Below are 20272 nucleotides of genomic sequence, written 5' to 3' on the forward strand. Positions count from 1 at the left end.
ACTAAGAAAAAGCGAGTTTGTAAACCATCACCTTAGATGTAGTTCACACTCCTTTCTATTAATAATATGAATCTTTTTTATAAAAAGGAGAACCAAGTGCGTTGGCTCCCATTAATTATTATCTGCCTTCTTATCTATATAGAAGCTGTTATTTTCGTCAATGTGGCATCTTCTATTGGCGTTCTTACAACACTATTCCTTGTGGTGCTGACTTCTTGTGTTGGTGTCTCACTGGTAAAAAATCAGGGCGTAAAAAATATTGCTTCAATGCAACAAAAACTCGCAGTAGGTGAAGTCCCCGCAGCTGAAATGGTGAAAAGCGTTTCGTTAATATTGGCGGGTATTTTATTGTTGATCCCCGGCTTCTTTACGGATTTCTTGGGCTTGCTGTTGTTATTACCACCATTGCAAGCGCTATTAGTGACGAAACTGATCTCTCGAATTCAAATTTATTCAGCAGGTCATGGTCAAAGTGGATTTTCTTCTAATCAGAATGGAACAACATTCGAAGGCGAGTTTCAGCGTAAAGAGGATTCACCGAGTAACCAGCTGAATAATAAGGCTGAAGATCAGGATAACGACCATTTTTCTGACAAAAAATAATTAGCCCAAAGCATAATCAACTGAAATGGGGAAAATTTGAAAAAAAATCACACTTCTCCCCTTGAAGTTTTACCGGATGCCCCCACCTGTATCGTCATGGTACTGGTTCATCTTGGGCACTGGTATCAACCTTAATCCTGATATGGACTTTTTTATAGGAGCACTATTAATGAAGATTCGTCCATTACATGACCGTGTTATTGTTAAACGTAAAGAAGTCGAAGCTAAATCAGCAGGCGGTATCGTACTGACTGGCACAGCGGCGGGTAAATCTACTCGTGGCGAAATTTTAGCCGTAGGTCAAGGCCGTATTATGGAAAACGGCGACGTTAAACCGCTGGATGTTAAAGTTGGCGATATCGTAATTTTTAACGACGGTTATGGCGTTAAAACAGAAAAAATTGATAACGAAGACGTGCTTATCATGTCTGAAAGCGACATTTTAGCAATTGTAGAAGAATAATTTTTCTCTTTTAAGATCTTCTTAAACTGAACGAATTCAAAGGAAATATACGATGGCAGCTAAAGACGTCAAATTCGGTGTAGATGCTCGTAATAAAATGTTACGTGGTGTTAATGTTCTTGCAGATGCAGTTAAAGTAACTTTAGGCCCTAAAGGTCGTAACGTTGTTTTAGATAAATCTTTCGGCGCACCTGTTATTACTAAAGATGGTGTATCTGTTGCACGTGAAATTGAACTCGAAGATAAATTCGAGAACATGGGCGCACAGATGGTGAAAGAAGTTGCTTCTAAAGCCAATGATGCGGCAGGTGACGGTACTACAACTGCAACAGTATTAGCACAATCAATCATTGCCGAAGGCTTAAAAGCAGTTGCTGCTGGCATGAACCCAATGGATCTGAAACGCGGTATCGATAAAGCCGTTGTTGCAGCAGTCGAAGAACTGAAAAAACTGTCTGTTCCATGTTCAGATACTAAAGCGATTGCTCAGGTTGGTACAATTTCTGCTAACTCTGATGAAACCGTCGGTACTCTGATTGCGCAAGCGATGGATAAAGTTGGTAAAGAAGGTGTTATCACCGTTGAAGAAGGTACTGGCTTAGAAGATGAGCTAGACGTTGTTGAAGGTATGCAGTTTGACCGCGGTTATCTGTCTCCTTACTTCATCAACAAACCTGAAACGGGCACAGCAGAATTAGAAAACCCATTCATTCTGTTAGTTGACAAAAAAGTTTCTAACATCCGTGAATTACTGCCTGTATTAGAAGGCGTTGCTAAAGCTAACAAACCTCTGCTTATCATTGCAGAAGATGTTGAAGGTGAAGCACTGGCAACATTAGTTGTGAACAACATGCGTGGTATCGTTAAAGTTGCTGCTGTTAAAGCACCAGGCTTTGGTGATCGTCGTAAAGCAATGCTGCAAGATATTGCAACATTAACTAACGGTGCTGTGATTTCTGAAGAAATCGGCATGGAGTTAGAAAAAGCGACATTAGAAGACTTAGGTCAAGCAAAACGCGTTGTTATCAACAAAGATACAACAACGATTATTGATGGTTTAGGTGATCAAGACGCAATTAGCGGTCGTGTATCTCAAATCCGTCAACAAATCGAAGATGCAACTTCAGATTATGACCGTGAAAAATTACAAGAACGCGTTGCTAAATTAGCTGGCGGTGTTGCAGTAATTAAAGTCGGTGCAGCAACTGAAGTTGAAATGAAAGAAAAACGCGCTCGTGTTGACGATGCTCTGCACGCAACTCGCGCAGCAGTTGAAGAAGGCGTTGTTGCTGGTGGTGGTACTGCTCTGGTTCGTGTTGCTAACGCTCTGCGTGAGATGGTTGGTGATAACGAAGAACAAACAGTAGGTATCCGCGTTGCATTACGTGCAATGGAATCCCCAATGCGTCAAATCGTTGCTAACGCAGGTGAAGAGCCATCTGTTGTTGTAAACAACGTGAAAGCAGGTGAAGGTAACTACGGTTATAACGCTGCAACAGATGTTTACGGCGATATGATTGATATGGGTATCTTAGATCCAACTAAAGTTACTCGTTCTGCACTGCAATTTGCTGCATCTATCGCAGGTCTGATGATCACAACAGAAGCGATGATCACAGATTCACCTAAAGACGACAAAATGGATTTAGGTGGCGCTGGTGGTATGGGCGGCATGGGTGGAATGGGCGGCATGATGTAATTCATCAGCTAACTGTTTTGCACGAAGAACCCGAGCTTAGGCTCGGGTTTTTTTATGCATTTTTACTTCAGAAGTCTCTAATAATTTATTTTTTATATAATTAGAAACAACTTATTTCTTTACAACTAGACAACAGATCGTTTTTACTGCATCGCTTAAAAAATAATTAAATAAATTGGGGTGTTCACCATGTCTGTCGTCGCCATCGTGCTTATTTTTCTTTTTGCCGTGATTGTGAGTGTATTTATCTCTCGATTACTGTCAGAAAAAATTCCTTTACCCTTGATCCAGATTGCTGTCGGAGCTTGTTTATCTATCTTTGGCTTTGAAGTTGATTTCGATCCGCATCTTTTCTTATTCCTGTTTATTCCTCCATTGCTCTTTTTAGATGGTTGGCGTATTCCCAAAGAGGCGTTATTCCAAGAAATTAAACCGATTATGTCGCTGGCAATTGGTTTAGTCGTAGTGACAGTGATTGGTATGGGCTTTTTTATTCACTGGCTTATTCCTTCAATTTCACTTGCGGTTGCTTTTGCATTAGCGGCAATTTTGTCACCAACCGATCCTGTTTCAGTTTCGGCTATGACCGTAAATTCGCCACTTCCTTCGCGTATGACGCATATTTTAGAAGGCGAATCATTGCTTAATGACGCGACAGGTTTAGTCTGCTTTAGTTTTGCTGTTGCAGCTGCATTAACGGGATCTTTTTCTATTGCTTCAGCGACAGGACAATTTTTAGTTGTGGCTTTAGGTGGTGCTGCAATTGGATTAATTGTGGCGGGCGTTATTGGTCGATTAAATCAGTTTTTGGTTAAACGTACTGGTGAAGATCCGGCTATCCAAATCTTGATAAGCTTGTTGATGCCATTTATTGCTTATTTATTGGCAGAGCATTTCCATGTATCGGGGATCTTAGCCGCAGTTGTTGCTGGTATTGCAATGCACTACGAAAAAATTGTGGGTCGTATGCAAGCCGCTACACGTATGCAAAGTAAAGCGGTTTGGGATACTGTTCAAGTTGCACTTAATGGGATGATCTTTATTTTATTAGGTGAACAACTTCCTGCAATGTGGAAAGTGTTACCTGAAGTGACGCAATCAGCAGGCGCGACTAATCCGTGGGCGGTGGTAGGTTATATCATCATTATTACGATAGGGCTTGCCGTATTACGTTTTACATGGGTGTGGATCTCTATGTCGCTGACCGTGTTTCGCTCTCCTGATAAGCGTTTATCTCGCCATGATCTACGCTTAATGGCCATTATGGCAACCGCAGGAGTACGAGGCGCAATTACACTAGCAGGTATCTTAACCCTTCCTTTATTAATGACAGATGGTTCACCTTTCCCAACCCGTGATCTCGCTATCTTTATTGCCATGGGCGTTATTCTCTGTTCATTATTAATTGCAACTATCGCGTTGCCGATTTTAACCAAAGGGCTATCAGAAGATTTACCGTATGAAGATGATGAAATTCGGACTCGTTTAGCGTTAAACGAAGCGGCGATTGCTCATATTAATGAATTGATGAATCAACCTTGTGAAGATCTCGATGAAATGTCATTGCGTATAGAAGCGGGTTCTCATTTATTAGAAATCTACAGTCGTCGCCTTGATAGTGAAGACAGCGTGCAAGAAGGAGCACTTGATCTTAAACGCTTGTTTAGTATGGAACGTAAATTATCGCGTAGTGCTTTAAAAGTTGAGCGAGATGCATTGCAACAATTACGCAAATCTCGTCATATTAGTGAACATATTTACCATCGTTTACGACATGAGTTGGATTTAAAAGAAGAAGCACTGAATCATCATTTGAGTTAATTTGGACAATATTATCTTCAGATAGCGGTTTGCTGTCTGAAGATTTTTAAAAAATGAACTAATTGTGTGTTCATTCTCGCACTGTATAGACCGAAAATAAGCCAGATCGTTTTAAAAGCATAAAAGCGGTGTAGAATAGAGACATTATTGCTTTGTCTATCTCAAAGCTGAATTTGTACGTTAAAATAAGTTTAAAGCGAAAATAATATCTTAAGGCTATTGGCTAATGTGAGATAGCAATGATGATTTATTTTTGCGCATAATAGGGATGACAAGGTATATTGTTGTCGTGACTAAACGGACACTCAAATAAATGAGGGGATCATGCGAATTAAATTGTTATTGGGAGCTGCTGCAGCGTTGTTACTAGCAGGCTGTTCTGCAACAAACACATTAAGCACTGCGGGCTCACAGGTACAAATCACTGATACGCAACCAGGCAGTGAATGCCAATTATTAGGAACAGTGACAGGTGTTCAGAATAACTGGTTATCAGGTTCCCGTACTGAAAGCCAATCACTGCGAGGTGCTGCTAACGATCTACGTAACAAAGCAGCCGCAATGGGTGGTAACGTTATTTTTAACGTTGGTACTGGCGCAGGTAGCTTTGTTGATAGCTTTGCACCATTAGATAGCAAAATGAGTGGACAAGTTTATAAATGCCAATAAGGGCATTTAATTTATTCACTATTTATTAGTCTACTAATAGATAAAAAAGCTGTAGTCACTTCATCTATTTGAACTGAGCTACAGCTTTTTTGTTTTTGTGGCATTGATTATTGCTGGCGTAACCCAAGATCTAACAATGTTTTACTCGGTTCACCACCGATTTCACGCGTGAGTTTGGGAACCATATAACCTGAAACTAAGCTCATCAGTGCTTTCATAATTTCTCTCGCTTCACTGTCTGGCACCATAAAGTGAGCAGCACCTTGTACTTTATCTAGAACGTGTAAGTAATACGGCATAACACCGGCATCAAAGAGTGCACGGCTTAAATCCGCAAGGACTTCAGCACTGTCATTGACACCTCGTAATAACACACCTTGATTCAATAAAGTGACATTGGCATTTTTTAGTTTTGCACAGGCTTCTCTTAATGCATCATCAATCTCATTGGCGTGATTGGTATGCAGTACCATGATATTTTGCAAACGTGATTGTTGTAAGCGCTGACATAGCGCATCAGTGACACGTGCTGGAATGACCACAGGTAAACGAGAATGGATACGTAAGCGCTTAAGATGAGGAATAGCCTCTAATTGTGTAATCAGCCAATCAAGCTCATCATCTTTCGCCATAAGGGGATCTCCCCCAGAGAAGATGATTTCATCGAGTTTTGGGTTATTTTTGATATACTCAATTGCTTTTTGCCAATTCGCTTTGTTTCCTTTGTTATCTTCGTAAGGAAAATGACGACGAAAACAGTAGCGACAATTGACAGCGCAACCACCTTTGACCAGAAGCAATGCACGATTCTGATATTTATGTAATAAACCTGGCACCGCATTTTGTTGCTCATCTAACGGGTCCGTAGAAAATCCCGGTGTTATGGTAAATTCAGCATTTGCAGTTAATACTTGTAAAAGTAATGGATCGTTAGGATCGCCTTTTTTCATGCGTGCAACGAATTCACGGGGAACCCGTAGCGGAAAAAGCCGTCGTGCCTGAGCCCCTTTTTGGAGATCAGCGTGATGTTCCAACGCTAAAAGTTGGAGTAATTCAACAGGATCACTGATTGCCTGCGCGAGTTGTGTTAACCAGACTTCTCTGGTGGGGTGATTATGAGTTACAATGTGTGCCATTTTTTGGCTATGCCATTTTAAATTAAAAAAGTTAGAGGATATTCATGGCTTCTTATAATACCAACGATTTTCGTTCAGGTCTTAAAATCATGTTAGATGGCGAGCCAGCCGTCATTACTGAATGTGAATTTGTTAAACCAGGTAAAGGTCAGGCATTTGCTCGTGTGCGTCTGCGTAAACTGATTTCTAACAAATTACTGGAAAAAACATTTAAATCTACTGATTCAGCAGATGGTGCTGATGTCATGGATATCAACTTAACTTACCTGTACAACGACGGTGAGTTCTGGCATTTCATGAATAATGAAACCTTCGAACAATTAGCAGCAGACGAGAAAGCTGTTGGCGAAAACGCTAAATGGCTGATCGACCAAGCTGAGTGTATCGTAACACTGTGGGATGGTCGTCCTATCGCTGTTGTTCCACCAAACTTTGTTGAATTAGAAATCGTTGATACTGATCCAGGCCTGAAAGGTGACACCGCAGGTACAGGTGGTAAACCAGCAACATTAAGCACTGGTGCTGTTGTTAAAGTTCCACTGTTTGTACAAATCGGTGAAGTTATCAAAGTTGATACTCGTTCAGGTGAATACGTATCGCGCGTAAAATAATCGCGTAGATTATTTTACTGAGTGCAACGTTATGCACAATAAATAATTACCGCAGATAATGTTAAATATCTGCGGTATTTTTTTATTTTAATTTATAAATATTGATTAATAGGCAGTATTTTCTTTCTAAAAATTTGAGTGATTTGTATTACTGCATTATTTAATTTTTTGTGTTATTATTTTGTTTCTGATTTATTTATCCCTTCATTATATCTAATGCCAAAATAGAATGCCGTATTCAATATTGGAATTGGTAAAAAATAACCATTTTCTTAGAATGAATGTGTAGGTTGTTTTGGTAAAGATAATCCACAGCAATATTTATTTAAGTTATTTTGACTTTCCTTTAAGAGATATTGAAGAGTATAGATAAAAACATTAATCCTGTAATATTATTGATCTTTATTTTATATTTTAGTTGTACTAGGGAAACCCTTTCAATATAGACATTTACTTTGATATATCTCTTTTGTTTTTTTAGAAACACTTTATTATCTATTTAATCCTTTCTATTTGTTGTTCATTTCTTTATTTTAAAATATTTTAACGTGTCCAAAAATAACGTTTCTATACCTATTTTTTTAAATATCCTATTTAAAAATTATTTATTATAAATAAAAAATTTATTTATTTTTCAAAGATTGAGCTAGTGCCATTTGCTCGCTACACTAAAAAATACTTAAAACAATAAATCAAAAGTAGGTGAACAATGGAACATCAACACTCTGATGCAGTAAATACCCCATTACGTATTACCTCTAAAACCCGTGATGTTGGAGGGATTGAAACTTATCGTGCTTTACCTGATAAAAAACAACGCTTAATTGGACCGTGGTGTTTTCTCGATCATTTAGGCCCCACCGTTTTTAATGACTCTGTCGATAAATTAGCCATTTCGCCACATCCCCATATTGGCTTGCAAACCTTTACTTGGATGTTAGATGGGGAAATATTACATCGTGATAGTCTCGGTTTTCAGCAAGTTATTCGTCCTCAACAAGTTAATTTAATGACAGCAGGGCATGGTATTAGCCATTCAGAAGATAGCCACGGTGATAAAAAAGAAGTTCATCTGGCACAATTATGGATAGTGCTACCAAACGATAAAAGAAATATGCCACCGCGTTTTGATCACTATCCTGACCTACCCAAATGGCAAGCCGACGGTGCTGATTTCACATTATTAATTGGTGATTATCAAAATCAGAACTCTCCCGTATTATGTTTATTACCCATGGTTGGCATGGATATTATGGCAAAACATGCCACTCGTATTCTTTTATCATTAAATCCTAAATATGAGTATGGGCTTTTTGTCTTAACGGGAGAAATGATAATAGAAGGGGAAACCTTTGCTGCGAATGAACTTGCTTATATTGGGATACAAAACCCAGAGTCATTAACGATTGAACTTAGTGATAATGCCCAAATTCTCTTTTTAGGTGGTGAACCTTTAAATGAAAAAATTTTGATGTGGTGGAATTTTATTGGTCGTAGCAAAGAGGAAATTCAGCAAGCAATTACCGATTGGAATGCAGGCAGTGAGCGTTTTGGTAAAGTGGTTAATGATGAAAGAACACCGCTGGTATCACCTTTAATGCCTTAATCCTATGTTATAAAGGTAAGTCTTAATATTACGCGTTTAAACTTAGCTGAGTTATCTAAATATAATTCAGCTATTTTTTTCTTTGTACTCCACCATTTTTGATACTTCATCATAGTGACGACGAAATTGTTGTTTAGAACACACCTCTTACTGTCAACGTCATTATTGTCGACACGTCATTCTTAGTCCCTCTCTTTATTTCTATCCAATTGATTTTTATGGCAAATAATTTAAATCCTCTCTTGGCATGAAATATGCTTTATCTAAAGAAAAATTGACGACAGTAATGCTGTTAAACGTTTTTCTCGGAGGATGTGGCGAATGAATCGCTTTGTAATTGCAGAGCCACAACGATGCATAGGGTGTAATACCTGTATGGCAGCTTGTTCAGAAGTTCACCAAGCTGTGGGTTTACAGGCGCATCCGCGTCTTACAGTGGTAAAAGTGGAGGATCAGACAGCACCGATGCTTTGTCGGCACTGTGAGGATGCTCCTTGTGCTCGCGTGTGCCCAGTCAATGCCATCACTCATGAAGATAATATGATCTTTCTTAATGAGAGCCTGTGTATTGGCTGTAAGTTGTGTGGTCTGGTTTGTCCTTTTGGTGCAATTACACCATCAGGCAGTAAACCCGTTAACTTACCGGCTGTTTTTGAACACTTTGTGCCTGAAGAAATGTTGGCTGATGTACCAGCAAGCCTTCCAACAACCAACCCATTCCTTGCATGGAATGTGGGTGTCCGCGCAATCGCAGTGAAATGCGATTTATGTGCTTTCTCAGATGAAGGCCCTGCTTGTGTCAACGTATGTCCAACCGATGCATTGCATTTAGTTGAAGAAGACAAACTTGAAGAGCAGATGAAAACGCGTCGCTTAGGCTCAGTGATGGAACCAATTACCAGTCTTGACGATTTATCTACTTTGACACAGGAGCGGAAGTAATATGGAACCTCTTCAGTTACTGCTGTGGTCAGTCATCCTGTATGTTGTTGGTGGCGTTATTGCACTGTTTTTAAAAAAACAGGAAGGGTTGGCAATCCTTATTTCAGGGATCAGCGCAATCATTGGTGGTGTCTTAGGTATTTTAAGTGCATTACCGGTTATTTTTGGTGGTGAAATCGCGACTTTTACTGCCGCAGGGCCTTTCGATTTTGCCGCCTTCGTGGTGCGTATGGATATGTTAGGCGCGTTTATGGTGTTCGTCATTTCATTACTGGTCAGCGTGTGTGCGCTTTATTCTCTTGCTTATGTACAAGAATATAAAGGACGTGGCGCTTGGAGCATGGGATTCTTTATGAATCTGTTTATTGCTTCTATGGTTGGCTTAGTCGTGATGGATAATGCGTTCTACTTTATTATCCTATTCGAAATGATGTCACTGGCTTCTTGGTTCTTAGTTATTGCTGACCAAGATGACGAATCTATTCACGCAGGTCTACTTTACTTCTTTATCGCTCACGCAGGCTCCGTGTTAATCATGATTGCCTTCTTCTTGATGTGGCGTGAAAGTGGTAGCCTAGATTTTGATTCATTCCGTCAACTTTCTCTTTCTCCTGCAATGGCCTCTGTGGTGTTCTTACTGGGCTTTTTTGGTTTTGGTGCCAAAGCCGGTATGTTGCCATTACACAGTTGGTTACCAAAAGCTCACCCCGCAGCACCTTCACATGCATCGGCATTAATGTCAGGTGTGATGGTCAAAATTGGTATCTTCGGGATAATCAAAGTGGGTATCGATTTACTGGGTGCAACAGAAATGTGGTGGGGAATTGTTGTCCTCGCATTCGGTGCAGTTTCTTCTGTACTGGGTGTTATGTACGCATTAGCAGAGCACGATTTAAAACGTTTACTTGCATGGCATACCGTTGAAAATATCGGCATCATCTTAATGGGTGTTGGTGTAGGTATGGTAGGAATGGCAACAGACCATCCTGTTATTGCTGCACTTGGCCTGTTAGGTGCTCTATATCACTTATTAAACCATGCGGTGTTCAAAGGATTATTATTCCTAGGTGCTGGTGCCATTATTAACCAAATTCACACTCGTGATATGGATAAAATGGGTGGGTTAGCCAAACTGATGCCTTACACTGCAACAGCATTTTTAATTGGTTGTATGGCGATTTCCGCGTTACCACCATTAAACGGTTTTGTGAGCGAATGGTATACCTATCAATCTCTATTCACGATGAGTCACGAAGGTAACTTTGTGATGCGCTTAAGTGGTCCTATTGCCATTATTATGTTGGCAATTACAGGGGCATTAGCGGCAATGTGTTTCGTTAAAGTCTATGGTGTTAGCTTCTGTGGTGGCCCTCGTAGTGAGCAAGCAACAAAAGCAAAAGAAGTACCATTACCAATGACGATTGCGATGGGTTTATTAGCCCTTTTCTGTGTTGTGTTAGGTGTGGGTGCTGCTTTTGTCGCACCAATTATTGCAAATATTGCAATGTCTCTTAGCGAAACCAGCGCATTAACTGTGGCTCAAGGCTCCATGCTTGTTCCTGATGCTGCATCGCAAGCAATGTTCTCTCCAGCATTAACATTTGTTTTATTAATTGCTCTACCGCTTATTCCATTCCTGATTTACCTCGGTCTGAAAGGCAATCAACCTGCGTTTCGTCGCAAAGGTAATCCTTGGGCGTGTGGTTATGTGTGGGAAAAAGACATGGCAGTGTCAGCAGGTGGCTTTACTCAAGCATTACGTAGCATGTTTGCACCACTTTATCGTATGCGTAAACAACTTGATCCATCTCCATTGCTGTCTCGTGGTTTTAATAAAACACAGCTCGGTGCTGAAAAGGTCGAACCATTTTGGGATGAACGCATTATTTATCCTCTGGTTCGTGGTATCCAACGCTTTGCAAAACGTATCCAATGCCTACAAGGTGGGGATTTCAGACTCTATTGTCTATACGTTGTCGCAGCGCTGGTCATCTTGCTTTTAGTCATCGCAGCGTAAGGAGAGGGACTTATGACTTTCCAAGAAGCACCTACGTTAATGATGGGAATATTCGCACTTATACAAGCACTCTTTTTGCTGGCGATAACCCCATTATGTACAGGTATTTCGCGCACAATTCGCGCCAAGATGCACTCTCGTCAAGGCCCCGGAATTCTGCAAGATTATCGAGATATCTTTAAGTTATTTAAACGTCAATCAGTAGCGCCTGAGCAATCTGGTGTGATCTTCCAAGTGATGCCATATGTATTACTCGGAAGTATGTTAGTGGTTGCTATGGCGCTGCCCGTCTTTACTGCAACGTCACTGTTTGCGGGTGCAGCGGATCTTATCGCACTGATTTATTTGTTTGCACTTTATCGTTTCTTCTTCTCTTTATCTGGTTTGGATTCAGGAAGCCCATTTGCGGGTATTGGTGCTAGCCGTGAATTAACACTGGGTGTGTTAGTTGAGCCAATCTTAGTGTTATCACTGATTGTGGTGGCTTTAATTGTGGGTTCAACCAACGTCGGCACTATCAGTGCAACACTTGCTCAAGGTTGGGTATCACCAACTGCCACACTGTTAGCGCTATTAGCTTGTGCTTTTGCCGCATTTATCGAAATGGGCAAAATGCCATTCGATGTTGCGGAAGCTGAGCAAGAGTTACAAGAAGGGCCATTAACTGAGTATTCAGGCTCTGGTTTTGCAATGGTAAAACTGGGTCTTGGTTTAAAACAAGTGGTTGTGGCTGAACTGTTCTTAGCCATCTTTATTCCTTTCGGTAAAGCAACAGAATTCACCTTTATTGCATTGATCATTGCGCTAGTTTTAATGGCAGTGAAATTGTTAGTAGTGTTTGTATTAGCGTCATTGGTTGAAAACAGTTTAGCGCGTGGTCGCTTCTTACTGACTCACCATGTGACATGGTTAGGATTCGGTGTTGCGGCACTGGCTCTTGTTTTCTATTTAACCGGTCTATAAGGAGCGATGATTACAATGGAAAATATAGCTCTTGCGACCTTACTCATCCCATTTGCGGGGGCGTTGATTACGTCCTTAATGCCAAATCGGATGGCGAAGTGGTTATGTACACTGTTCGCTTTATTAGCCACATTAGGAACGGTTGTTTTAGGTTGGCAGTTCCTCGCTGAAGGTAAAGTCGATACCACAATTACGCTAGTACAATATGGTGATGTTGCGCTCTTTGGTTTTACCATTGACCGTGTCAGTACATTGATTGCTTTCGCTGTTGTGTTCTTAGGATTGTTAGTGAGTTTTTACTCTACTGGCTATCTGACCAATGGCAACCGTGAGCATCCACATGATGGTACTCGTCGCTATTATGCCTTTTTACTGATTTTTATTGGTGCAATGGCGGGATTAGTCCTTTCATCGACTATTTTAGGTCAACTCCTGTTTTTCGAAATCACAGGGGGATGTTCTTGGGGATTAATCGGTTACTACCAATCTGAAAAATCGCTCCGCTCAGCAATGAAAGCGTTGTTGATAACTCACGTTGCTTCAATCGGTCTTTATCTTGCGGCAGCAACCTTGTTTGTGAGTACGGGTACCTTTGAGTTAACTGCAATTGCAACCTTAGATGAACCAACCAAACTGATTGTGTTTGGTGGAATTCTCTTTGCTGCTTGGGGTAAATCAGCTCAATTACCACTGCAAGCTTGGTTACCTGATGCAATGGAAGCACCAACTCCTGTTAGTGCTTACTTACACGCAGCGTCAATGGTAAAAGTCGGTGTTTACATCTTTGCTCGTGCGATTATGTCAGCAGATGGTGATGTCCCTCATCTTATTGGTTGGGTGGGTATTACCATGGCGGTTATCACGTTGATTTATGGCTTTATGATGTATCTGCCACAAAAAGATATGAAACGCCTGTTAGCATGGTCAACCATCACTCAGCTCTCTTATATCTTCCTTGCATTATCTATTTCTATCTTTGGACCGCGCGAAGCGTTTGAAGGCGGTATCGCTTATATCTTTAACCATGCCTTCGCTAAAAGTTTGTTCTTCTTAGTTGCAGGTGCGCTGAGTTATAGCTGTGGTACTCGTATGTTGCCTCGCTTAAAAGGGTTAATTAACAAATATCCATTATTGGGTGTCGGTTTCTGTGTTGCCGCGCTGGCAATTGCAGGTGTTCCACCAATGAATGGTTTCTTTAGTAAATTCCCAATTTTTGCCGCAGGTTTTGAACTGTCGAGTGTTTTCTGGGTGATGACACCAATTATGGTGCTAGTACTGATTGAATCTGTTGCTAGCTTCACTTGGTTTATCTACTGGTTTGGTCGTGTTGTTCCTGGCAAACCAAGTACAGAAGTTGCACAAGGGCAACCTGTTCCTATGGCAATGCAAATTGTGATTGGAATACTGATTGTTATGTCCTTTGCATCCAGTGTTATCGCAGTCACTTGGCTAGGATAAGGGAGATAAATCATGACTGGAGCACTTATCGTAAACAATTTGGCGGGGTTAATGATGATCACCTCGCTACTGGTGATTGGCGCTAAAAAGCCGATTGCTTCATGTTGGTTCTATGCATTGCAATCTTTCGTTTTAGTGATGATTTTCGTCACTTTAGCCAATACATTGGATGCACACCAACTCACACTTTGGGCGATTACCGCCTTCTTTACTAAAGTTCTGCTTGTGCCACTTATTTTAGGATTTGCATTCCGTAAGTTATCCGATCCTAGTGCGAATATCAGTGTTATTAGCCCTGCACTTTTAATGTTGCTGGCTGCTGTTATCGTTATTTTAAGTTGGTTTGTGGTTGAGCCAATTCAAATACCAATGGTTGTTGATTTGAAACCTGCACTCGCGGTTTCTTTAGGACACTTTATGTTGGGTCTGCTTTGTATCGTGACTCAACGAAATATCCTAAAACAAGCTTTTGGTTACTGCTTAATGGAAAACGGCTCTCACTTAACACTGGCACTATTAGCGTGGAGAGCACCAGAACTGGTCGAAATCGGTATCGCCACTGACGCCATCTTTGCTGTGATTGTTATGGCAGTGTTGGCTCGTAAGATTTACCGCACGCTCAACACACTGAACGTGGATCAACTGACCGCGCTGAAGGGGTGAGGAGATGAACCAAACAACCATGTTAACAATTTTAATGTTTGCACCGTTGGTATTTTCAATACTGGCGTTTCTAAGTCCGTTATTAAAAGCGGGTGCGCGTCCTGTCGTGACGGGTATTCATGCTATTGGTATCACCGTATTGTTAATCGCTGCATTAGGGACTGTGGCAGATGTCATGTCTCATGGCGAAATATTGGCTGCTGCTAATTGGGTTCATGTGGATAGCCTTGGCGCATTATTCCTTGCCATCTTAGGTATTATCGGCTTTTTAACGGGGCTTTATTCTATTGGCTATATGAATCATGAAGTGGATGAGGGTGAAATCTCAGTGCGCACTTTGTGTAACTACTATGGTTTCTTCCACCTCTTTTTATTCACCATGTTATTAGCAATCACGAGTAATAACTTGATATTAATGTGGGCTGCGATTGAAGCAACAACCCTAAGTTCTGCATTCTTAGTCGGAATTTATGGTCAACGTTCTTCTCTGGAAGCTGCGTGGAAGTACATCATCATTTGTAGTGTGGGTGTAGCGTTTGGCCTTTTCGGTACTATTTTGGTTTATGCCAATGCCGCAAGCTTTATGCCTGATCCAGATCAGGCTATCTTCTGGACTGAAGTGTTGAAATATACAGACCAGTTAGACCCAACACTGATGCATTTAGCTTTTGTCTTTATTTTAATCGGTTTCGGTACCAAAACGGGTTTATTCCCAATGCATGCATGGTTACCCGATGCGCACAGTGAAGCACCAAGCCCAGTCAGTGCGCTGTTATCAGCTGTACTACTGAATTGTGCACTGCTAATCATCATTCGTTACTACATCATTATTGATGCGGCAATTGGTACTGAATTCACACGTAACTTATTGTTAATCTTTGGCTTCCTCTCTGTTGCTATCGCGGCGTTCTTTATCCTTATTCAGCGTGATATGAAACGTCTTTTAGCATATTCCAGTGTGGAAAACATGGGATTAATCGCCGTCGCATTAGGAATTGGTGGACCGATCGGTATTTTGGCTGCTTTATTCCACACCTTAAACCACAGTCTGGCGAAAGCACTGTTGTTCTGTGGCTCAGGTAACGTGTTATTGAAATACGGTACTCGTGATTTAAATGTCGTGAAAGGCATGTTTAAAGTGATGCCATTAAGTGCCGCTCTTTTTGCTGGTGGTGCTTTAGCGTTAGGCGGTATGCCTCCTTTCAACGTCTTTATCAGTGAATTTATGATTGTTGTAGCAGGTTTAGCTTCTCAGCACATTGGCTTAACTATCCTATTATTATTGTTATTGACCGTGGTATTAGGTGGGTTAGTTCGTATGGTGGCTAAAACTGTCTTTGGTCCAAAACCTGATGTTGTTGCTAAAGGTGAACTGGGAATTTTAACCACATTACCAATGGTCATTCTGATTGCACTTATGCTGTTAATGGGAACTCACATTCCTAAGCCTGTCAGCGAGCTGTTAGAAAATGCCGCTAATATCGTGATGAATATTGATAAAAGTGAGTCACCTACTTATGCATGGCCAACGGCTTTAATCAGCAATCCATCCACATCGGTTCAGGAGATGTAACGTGAGCTACCAAAATTATGTCAGTAGAAAAGAGGGAAAAGAATTAGGCGGAGATTATGTTGCCAAAGTTCGTGAAAAATTCCCATCAGCTGTTCTTGATGAAGAGCGACAAACCGCTGATCAATTGACGATAACAGTAAAAACGGAATCACTTCCTGAAGTGGTGGAATACCTGTATTACGGCTTAGGCGGTTGGTTACCTGTTTTATTTGGTAATGATGAACGTAGTTTAAACGGGGACTATGCTGTTTACTACGCATTATCAATGGAAGAGGGTGAAAAGTGCTGGGTTGTAGTAAAAGCCCACGTTAGCCCAATCACTTTAGAATTCCCGTCAGTAACACCGCGTGTACCTGCTGCAGTGTGGGGAGAACGTGAAATCCGTGATATGTACGGTCTTATCCCTGTTGGTTTACCTGATGAACGTCGTTTAGTGCTTCCAGATGACTGGCCTGAAGAGATGTATCCACTGCGTAAAGACGCGATGGATTACCGCCAACGTCCAGCACCAGCAACTGAAGTTGAAACTTATCCTTTCTTGAATGAAGGTAAGCAAGATGCACGTGTTGTACCAATTGGTCCTATGCACATTACCTCAGATGAACCGGGACACTTCCGCTTATTCGTAGACGGTGAAAACATTGTTGATGCTGATTACCGCATGTTCTATGTTCACCGTGGTATGGAAAAACTGGCTGAAACCCGTATGGGTTATAACGAGGTCACATTCTTATCAGACCGCGTGTGTGGTATTTGTGGTTTTACTCACAGTGTGGCGTATGTGACTTCTGTTGAAAATGCGTTAGGCATTGAAGTGCCTCGTCGTGCGCATACTATTCGTTCTATCTTATTAGAAGTCGAACGTCTTCATAGCCATTTATTAAATATTGGTTTAGCTAGCCACTTTACAGGCTTTGATACTGGTTTTATGCAATTTTTCCGTATTCGTGAAAAATCAATGCAAATTGCAGAAATGCTGACCGGTGCGCGTAAAACGTATGGCTTAAACTTAATTGGTGGTATTCGTCGCGATATCTTAAAAGATCAGCGTCTGAAAACAATTCAGTTAGTTAGAGAAATGCGTCTAGAAGTTACTGAACTGGTAGATATTCTTCTATCAGCGCCTAATATGGAGCAGCGTACAGTCGGCGTAGGTATTTTAGATAAGAAAGTGGCTCGTGATTTCAGCCCAGTAGGTCCAATGATCAGAGCGAGTGGCTTTAAACGTGACGTGCGTTTTGACCACCCATTTGCAGATTATGGCAATCTTCCACTGACTCTATTTAGTTATGAAGGTGGCGACGTATTCTCCCGTGTGATGGTACGTATCAAAGAGGTTTTGGATTCAATGGCAATGATTGAATACGCCTTAGATAATTTGCCAGAAGGCCCATTGTTAACCGAAGGCTTTACTTATCAACCTTATAAATTTGCACTAGGCTTTACTGAAGCACCACGAGGCGAAGACGTTCACTGGAGTATGTTGGGTGATAACCAAAAATTATTCCGCTGGCGTTGCCGTGCTGCAACTTATGCTAACTGGCCTGTATTACGTTATATGTTACAAGGAAATACCGTCTCTGATGCGCCGTTAATTATCGGTAGTCTTGACCCTTGTTATTCCTGTACTGACAGGGTAACGCTCGTCGATGTGAAAAAACGTAAATCTAAAACAGTTTCTTATAAAGAAATTGAACGTTACAGCATCGAACGTAAAAATTCGCCGCTCAAGTGAGGGAATGAACGATGTTAAAATTGTTTAAAACCATAATCAAAACAGGCGAAGCAACGACCAAATATCCGTTTAAGCCTCTGGATTTACCTGATGGTTTCAGAGGAAAGCCTGAATATGATGCACAGCAATGTATTGTCTGTGGTGCTTGCACCGCAGCCTGTCCTGCTAATGCGTTAACGATGGAAACGAATTTGGAAACAGGCGAGCGTCATTGGCAATTATTCATTGGTCGCTGTATTTACTGCGGTCGTTGTGAAGAAGTTTGCCCAACAAGAGCGATTGTTTTATCCGATATGTTTGAAACGGCAGTGACTAAAAAGTCAGATCTTTATATTAAAGGGACTTTTAAATTATTGAATTGCCGAGAATGCCATCAACCATTTACGCCTAGAAAATCAGTTGAATATGCGATGGAACTATTAGTGCAATCAGGTTGGGATGAGCAAACTGTTGAAGCGATGCGCCCACAATTTGAAACTTGCCCTGAATGTAAGCGTAAACATAACTTGTTATCTGATGGCCGTGAAAATATTAGTATGGGCGAAATTGGGAGTACAATAAAATGAGTCTACCAGAAATTCCCATTAATCATCATGTTAGCCAACCGATCACCCTTGATGATCAGGTACAAAAGCTAAAACAGACATTGTTGAAAGATATTCAGCGTTCAGCCTATGTTTATCGTGTTGACTGTGGTGGTTGTAATGGTTGTGAGATTGAAATTTTCTCCGCAATTACACCGGTTTTTGATGCTGAACGTTTTGGTATCAAAGTGGTAGCCTCACCTCGTCACGCTGATATTTTATTATTTACTGGCGCAGTAACGCGCCAGATGCGTGTACCTGCATTACGTGCTTATGAATCAGCGCCAGATCCAAAAATCTGTATCTCTTATGGCGCTTGTGGCTGTGGTGGCGGTATTTTCCACGATCTCTATTGTGTATGGGGTGGTAGTGAATCTATCGTTCCTATTGATGTGTGGATACCCGGTTGTCCTCCAACACCAGCGGCAACGATTTATGGATTTGCTGTTGCACTGGGTTTGTTAGACCAAAAATTAAAAGGTGAATCACACATTGAAGTAGAAAATGAGAAAGCATCTCTAATTCTGCCTTCGATTCCTTTAGATGCTCGAGTAATGATTGAGCGTGAAGCACGACGTCTTGCTGGTTATTATCAAGGAAGACAAATCAGTGATCATTTCCTCACCTTATTAGAAGGTGCCACTATTCAAGAAGTGAGTGGACGTGTTGATGAATGGCTACGACAAGCAAACGATCCTCGTTTATCTGAGATTGTAAAACGTCTGGTCTATTCATTAAGCCAAGGAGGAATTTATGCCTGATGACGCTAAAGTTTACTTTTGGTCACTAAGACAAAAGTTTGTTGATAGCGATGATGATATTCCTGAGCAAGCGCAACAGGTGATGTACTATTCGCTCGCGATTGGTCACCATGTGGGTATGATTGATTGTCTAAAAACAGAGCTAGTCTGCCCTTTAGAAAAATATAAAGCATGGATTGATTTATTACCTGAAGGTGAAGCAAAACGCAAAATGCAAGGATTGCTGACATTCGGTGAAATCAATATTAACTCGGAGCATACTCACTTATTAGCGTTAGCCTTTGATCCTATTATCAAAAATGACGATCCTATTTTTAGTGAATGGAGTCAAACGCTGATTAAATTACTGGGTGAGATCCATGCAGAACCTGCTATTTATTTGATTGTGAAGAGAAAACCATGAGTAAAGCAATGACAGCACCTAAAGTGGTATTAACGGTTGGCAACAGCATGATGGGCGACGATGGTGCAGGTCCTCTGCTTGCTGAGTTAATGGAAGCAAATCCCATTGATGGATGGATTGTTATCAACGGGGGAAGTGCACCTGAAAATGTCTCTTATCAAGTAAGAGAACTACAACCTCAATGTGTTGTCATTGTTGATGCAGCTGATATTGGTCTAAACCCCGGTGAAATTAGGGTGATAGATCCTGATTACATAGCGGAAATGTTTATTATGAGCACCCATAATATGCCGCTGAATTTTCTTATCGATCAATTAAAAGATGATATTCCAGATATCACTTTCTTAGGTATCCAGCCCGATCTCGTCGGTTTTTATTATCCAATGACCGAAGCGGTAAAAAATGCCGTTGATGAAGTGTATCAAGGGATTAAGTCTTGGCGAGTTGATTACTTTCCAGAACTTGAAGTCTGCGATGAAGAAGATATTGAAGAATAAAAATACAACAAGTATCCACTGATTATTTATATAAATAAAAACTAAAACATCCGCTTTGCGGATGTTTT

The 20272-nt window shown here is 41.0% G+C and carries 19 protein-coding genes; 18 read left to right on the forward strand and 1 reads right to left on the reverse strand.

The features are described 5' to 3' along the window. Positions 1–96: 96 nt before the first annotated feature. The 5 genes from AB4J89_RS09235 to AB4J89_RS09255 all read left to right on the forward strand — a co-directional run bounded on the left by AB4J89_RS09235 (position 97) and on the right by AB4J89_RS09255 (position 5255). On the forward strand, positions 97–603 hold the full coding sequence (locus AB4J89_RS09235; RefSeq protein WP_088494535.1) for an FxsA family protein: 507 nt from the start codon (positions 97–99) through the stop codon (positions 601–603). Between the two features lie 169 nt (positions 604–772). Beyond that, positions 773–1066 carry a co-chaperone GroES gene (locus tag AB4J89_RS09240; RefSeq protein ID WP_036914050.1) on the forward strand — a complete coding sequence of 98 codons (294 nt, stop codon included), beginning with the start codon at positions 773–775 and terminating at the stop codon, positions 1064–1066. A gap of 52 nt (positions 1067–1118) precedes the next feature. Then, positions 1119–2765, forward strand: coding sequence for a chaperonin GroEL (groL, locus tag AB4J89_RS09245; protein WP_088494536.1), 1647 nt, complete (start codon positions 1119–1121; stop codon positions 2763–2765). Positions 2766–2954: 189 nt separating this feature from the next. Continuing rightward, positions 2955–4586 carry a Na+/H+ antiporter gene (locus tag AB4J89_RS09250; protein WP_311755268.1) on the forward strand — a complete coding sequence of 544 codons (1632 nt, stop codon included), beginning with the start codon at positions 2955–2957 and terminating at the stop codon, positions 4584–4586. A gap of 324 nt (positions 4587–4910) precedes the next feature. Further along, positions 4911–5255 (forward strand): DUF4156 domain-containing protein, encoded by a 345-nt coding sequence (locus tag AB4J89_RS09255; protein WP_023582946.1) that lies wholly within the window; start codon positions 4911–4913, stop codon positions 5253–5255. A gap of 107 nt (positions 5256–5362) precedes the next feature. Here the strand turns inward: AB4J89_RS09255 and epmB are convergent, their stop codons facing one another. After that, on the reverse strand, positions 5363–6391 hold the full coding sequence (gene epmB / locus AB4J89_RS09260) for an EF-P beta-lysylation protein EpmB (RefSeq protein ID WP_088494538.1): 1029 nt from the start codon (positions 6389–6391) through the stop codon (positions 5363–5365). Positions 6392–6435: 44 nt separating this feature from the next. On the opposite strand from epmB, the gene efp reads away from it, so the two are divergent. The 13 genes from efp (at position 6436) to hycI (ending at position 20204) form a co-directional block, all read left to right on the forward strand. Continuing rightward, a complete protein-coding gene (efp, locus tag AB4J89_RS09265; RefSeq protein WP_088494539.1) occupies positions 6436–7002 on the forward strand; it encodes an elongation factor P in 567 nt (188 codons plus the stop codon). A 709-nt stretch (positions 7003–7711) separates the two neighbouring features. Beyond that, positions 7712–8608: a pirin family protein gene (locus AB4J89_RS09270; protein ID WP_311755269.1), complete on the forward strand. Its 897-nt coding sequence runs from the start codon at positions 7712–7714 to the stop codon at positions 8606–8608. Between the two features lie 321 nt (positions 8609–8929). Then, entirely contained in the window at positions 8930–9550 is a 621-nt protein-coding gene (locus AB4J89_RS09275) for a 4Fe-4S dicluster domain-containing protein (protein ID WP_075673437.1), read from the forward strand. A gap of 1 nt (position 9551) precedes the next feature. After that, positions 9552–11567, forward strand: a complete 2016-nt coding sequence (gene hyfB / locus AB4J89_RS09280) for a hydrogenase 4 subunit B (protein ID WP_088494541.1) — start codon at positions 9552–9554, stop codon at positions 11565–11567. Between the two features lie 12 nt (positions 11568–11579). After that, entirely contained in the window at positions 11580–12530 is a 951-nt protein-coding gene (locus tag AB4J89_RS09285; protein ID WP_006536164.1) for a respiratory chain complex I subunit 1 family protein, read from the forward strand. Between the two features lie 6 nt (positions 12531–12536). Beyond that, complete coding sequence (locus tag AB4J89_RS09290; RefSeq protein WP_088494542.1) at positions 12537–13988, forward strand: hydrogenase 4 subunit D; 1452 nt, start codon at positions 12537–12539, stop codon at positions 13986–13988. Positions 13989–14000: 12 nt separating this feature from the next. After that, positions 14001–14651 carry a hydrogenase 4 membrane subunit gene (gene hyfE, locus AB4J89_RS09295; RefSeq protein WP_036934333.1) on the forward strand — a complete coding sequence of 217 codons (651 nt, stop codon included), beginning with the start codon at positions 14001–14003 and terminating at the stop codon, positions 14649–14651. Positions 14652–14655: 4 nt separating this feature from the next. Next, positions 14656–16224, forward strand: coding sequence for a hydrogenase 4 subunit F (locus AB4J89_RS09300; protein WP_088494543.1), 1569 nt, complete (start codon positions 14656–14658; stop codon positions 16222–16224). Position 16225: 1 nt separating this feature from the next. Beyond that, positions 16226–17959: an NADH-quinone oxidoreductase subunit C gene (locus tag AB4J89_RS09305; protein WP_088494544.1), complete on the forward strand. Its 1734-nt coding sequence runs from the start codon at positions 16226–16228 to the stop codon at positions 17957–17959. A gap of 11 nt (positions 17960–17970) precedes the next feature. Then, positions 17971–18525, forward strand: coding sequence for a hydrogenase 4 subunit H (gene hyfH / locus AB4J89_RS09310; RefSeq protein WP_069369752.1), 555 nt, complete (start codon positions 17971–17973; stop codon positions 18523–18525). Then, positions 18522–19304: an NADH-quinone oxidoreductase subunit B family protein gene (locus AB4J89_RS09315; RefSeq protein ID WP_072069032.1), complete on the forward strand. Its 783-nt coding sequence runs from the start codon at positions 18522–18524 to the stop codon at positions 19302–19304. The genes hyfH and AB4J89_RS09315 overlap by 4 nt, the downstream gene beginning before the upstream one ends. Then, a complete protein-coding gene (locus AB4J89_RS09320; protein ID WP_088494545.1) occupies positions 19297–19707 on the forward strand; it encodes a formate hydrogenlyase maturation HycH family protein in 411 nt (136 codons plus the stop codon). Before AB4J89_RS09315 ends, AB4J89_RS09320 begins: the two co-directional genes overlap by 8 nt. Then, entirely contained in the window at positions 19704–20204 is a 501-nt protein-coding gene (gene hycI / locus AB4J89_RS09325; RefSeq protein ID WP_088494546.1) for a hydrogenase maturation peptidase HycI, read from the forward strand. Before AB4J89_RS09320 ends, hycI begins: the two co-directional genes overlap by 4 nt. The last annotated feature ends 68 nt before the right edge of the window (positions 20205–20272 follow it).

Source organism: Proteus sp. STS61-E, assembly GCF_040932335.1.
Classification (GTDB): domain Bacteria; phylum Pseudomonadota; class Gammaproteobacteria; order Enterobacterales; family Enterobacteriaceae; genus Proteus; species Proteus mirabilis_B.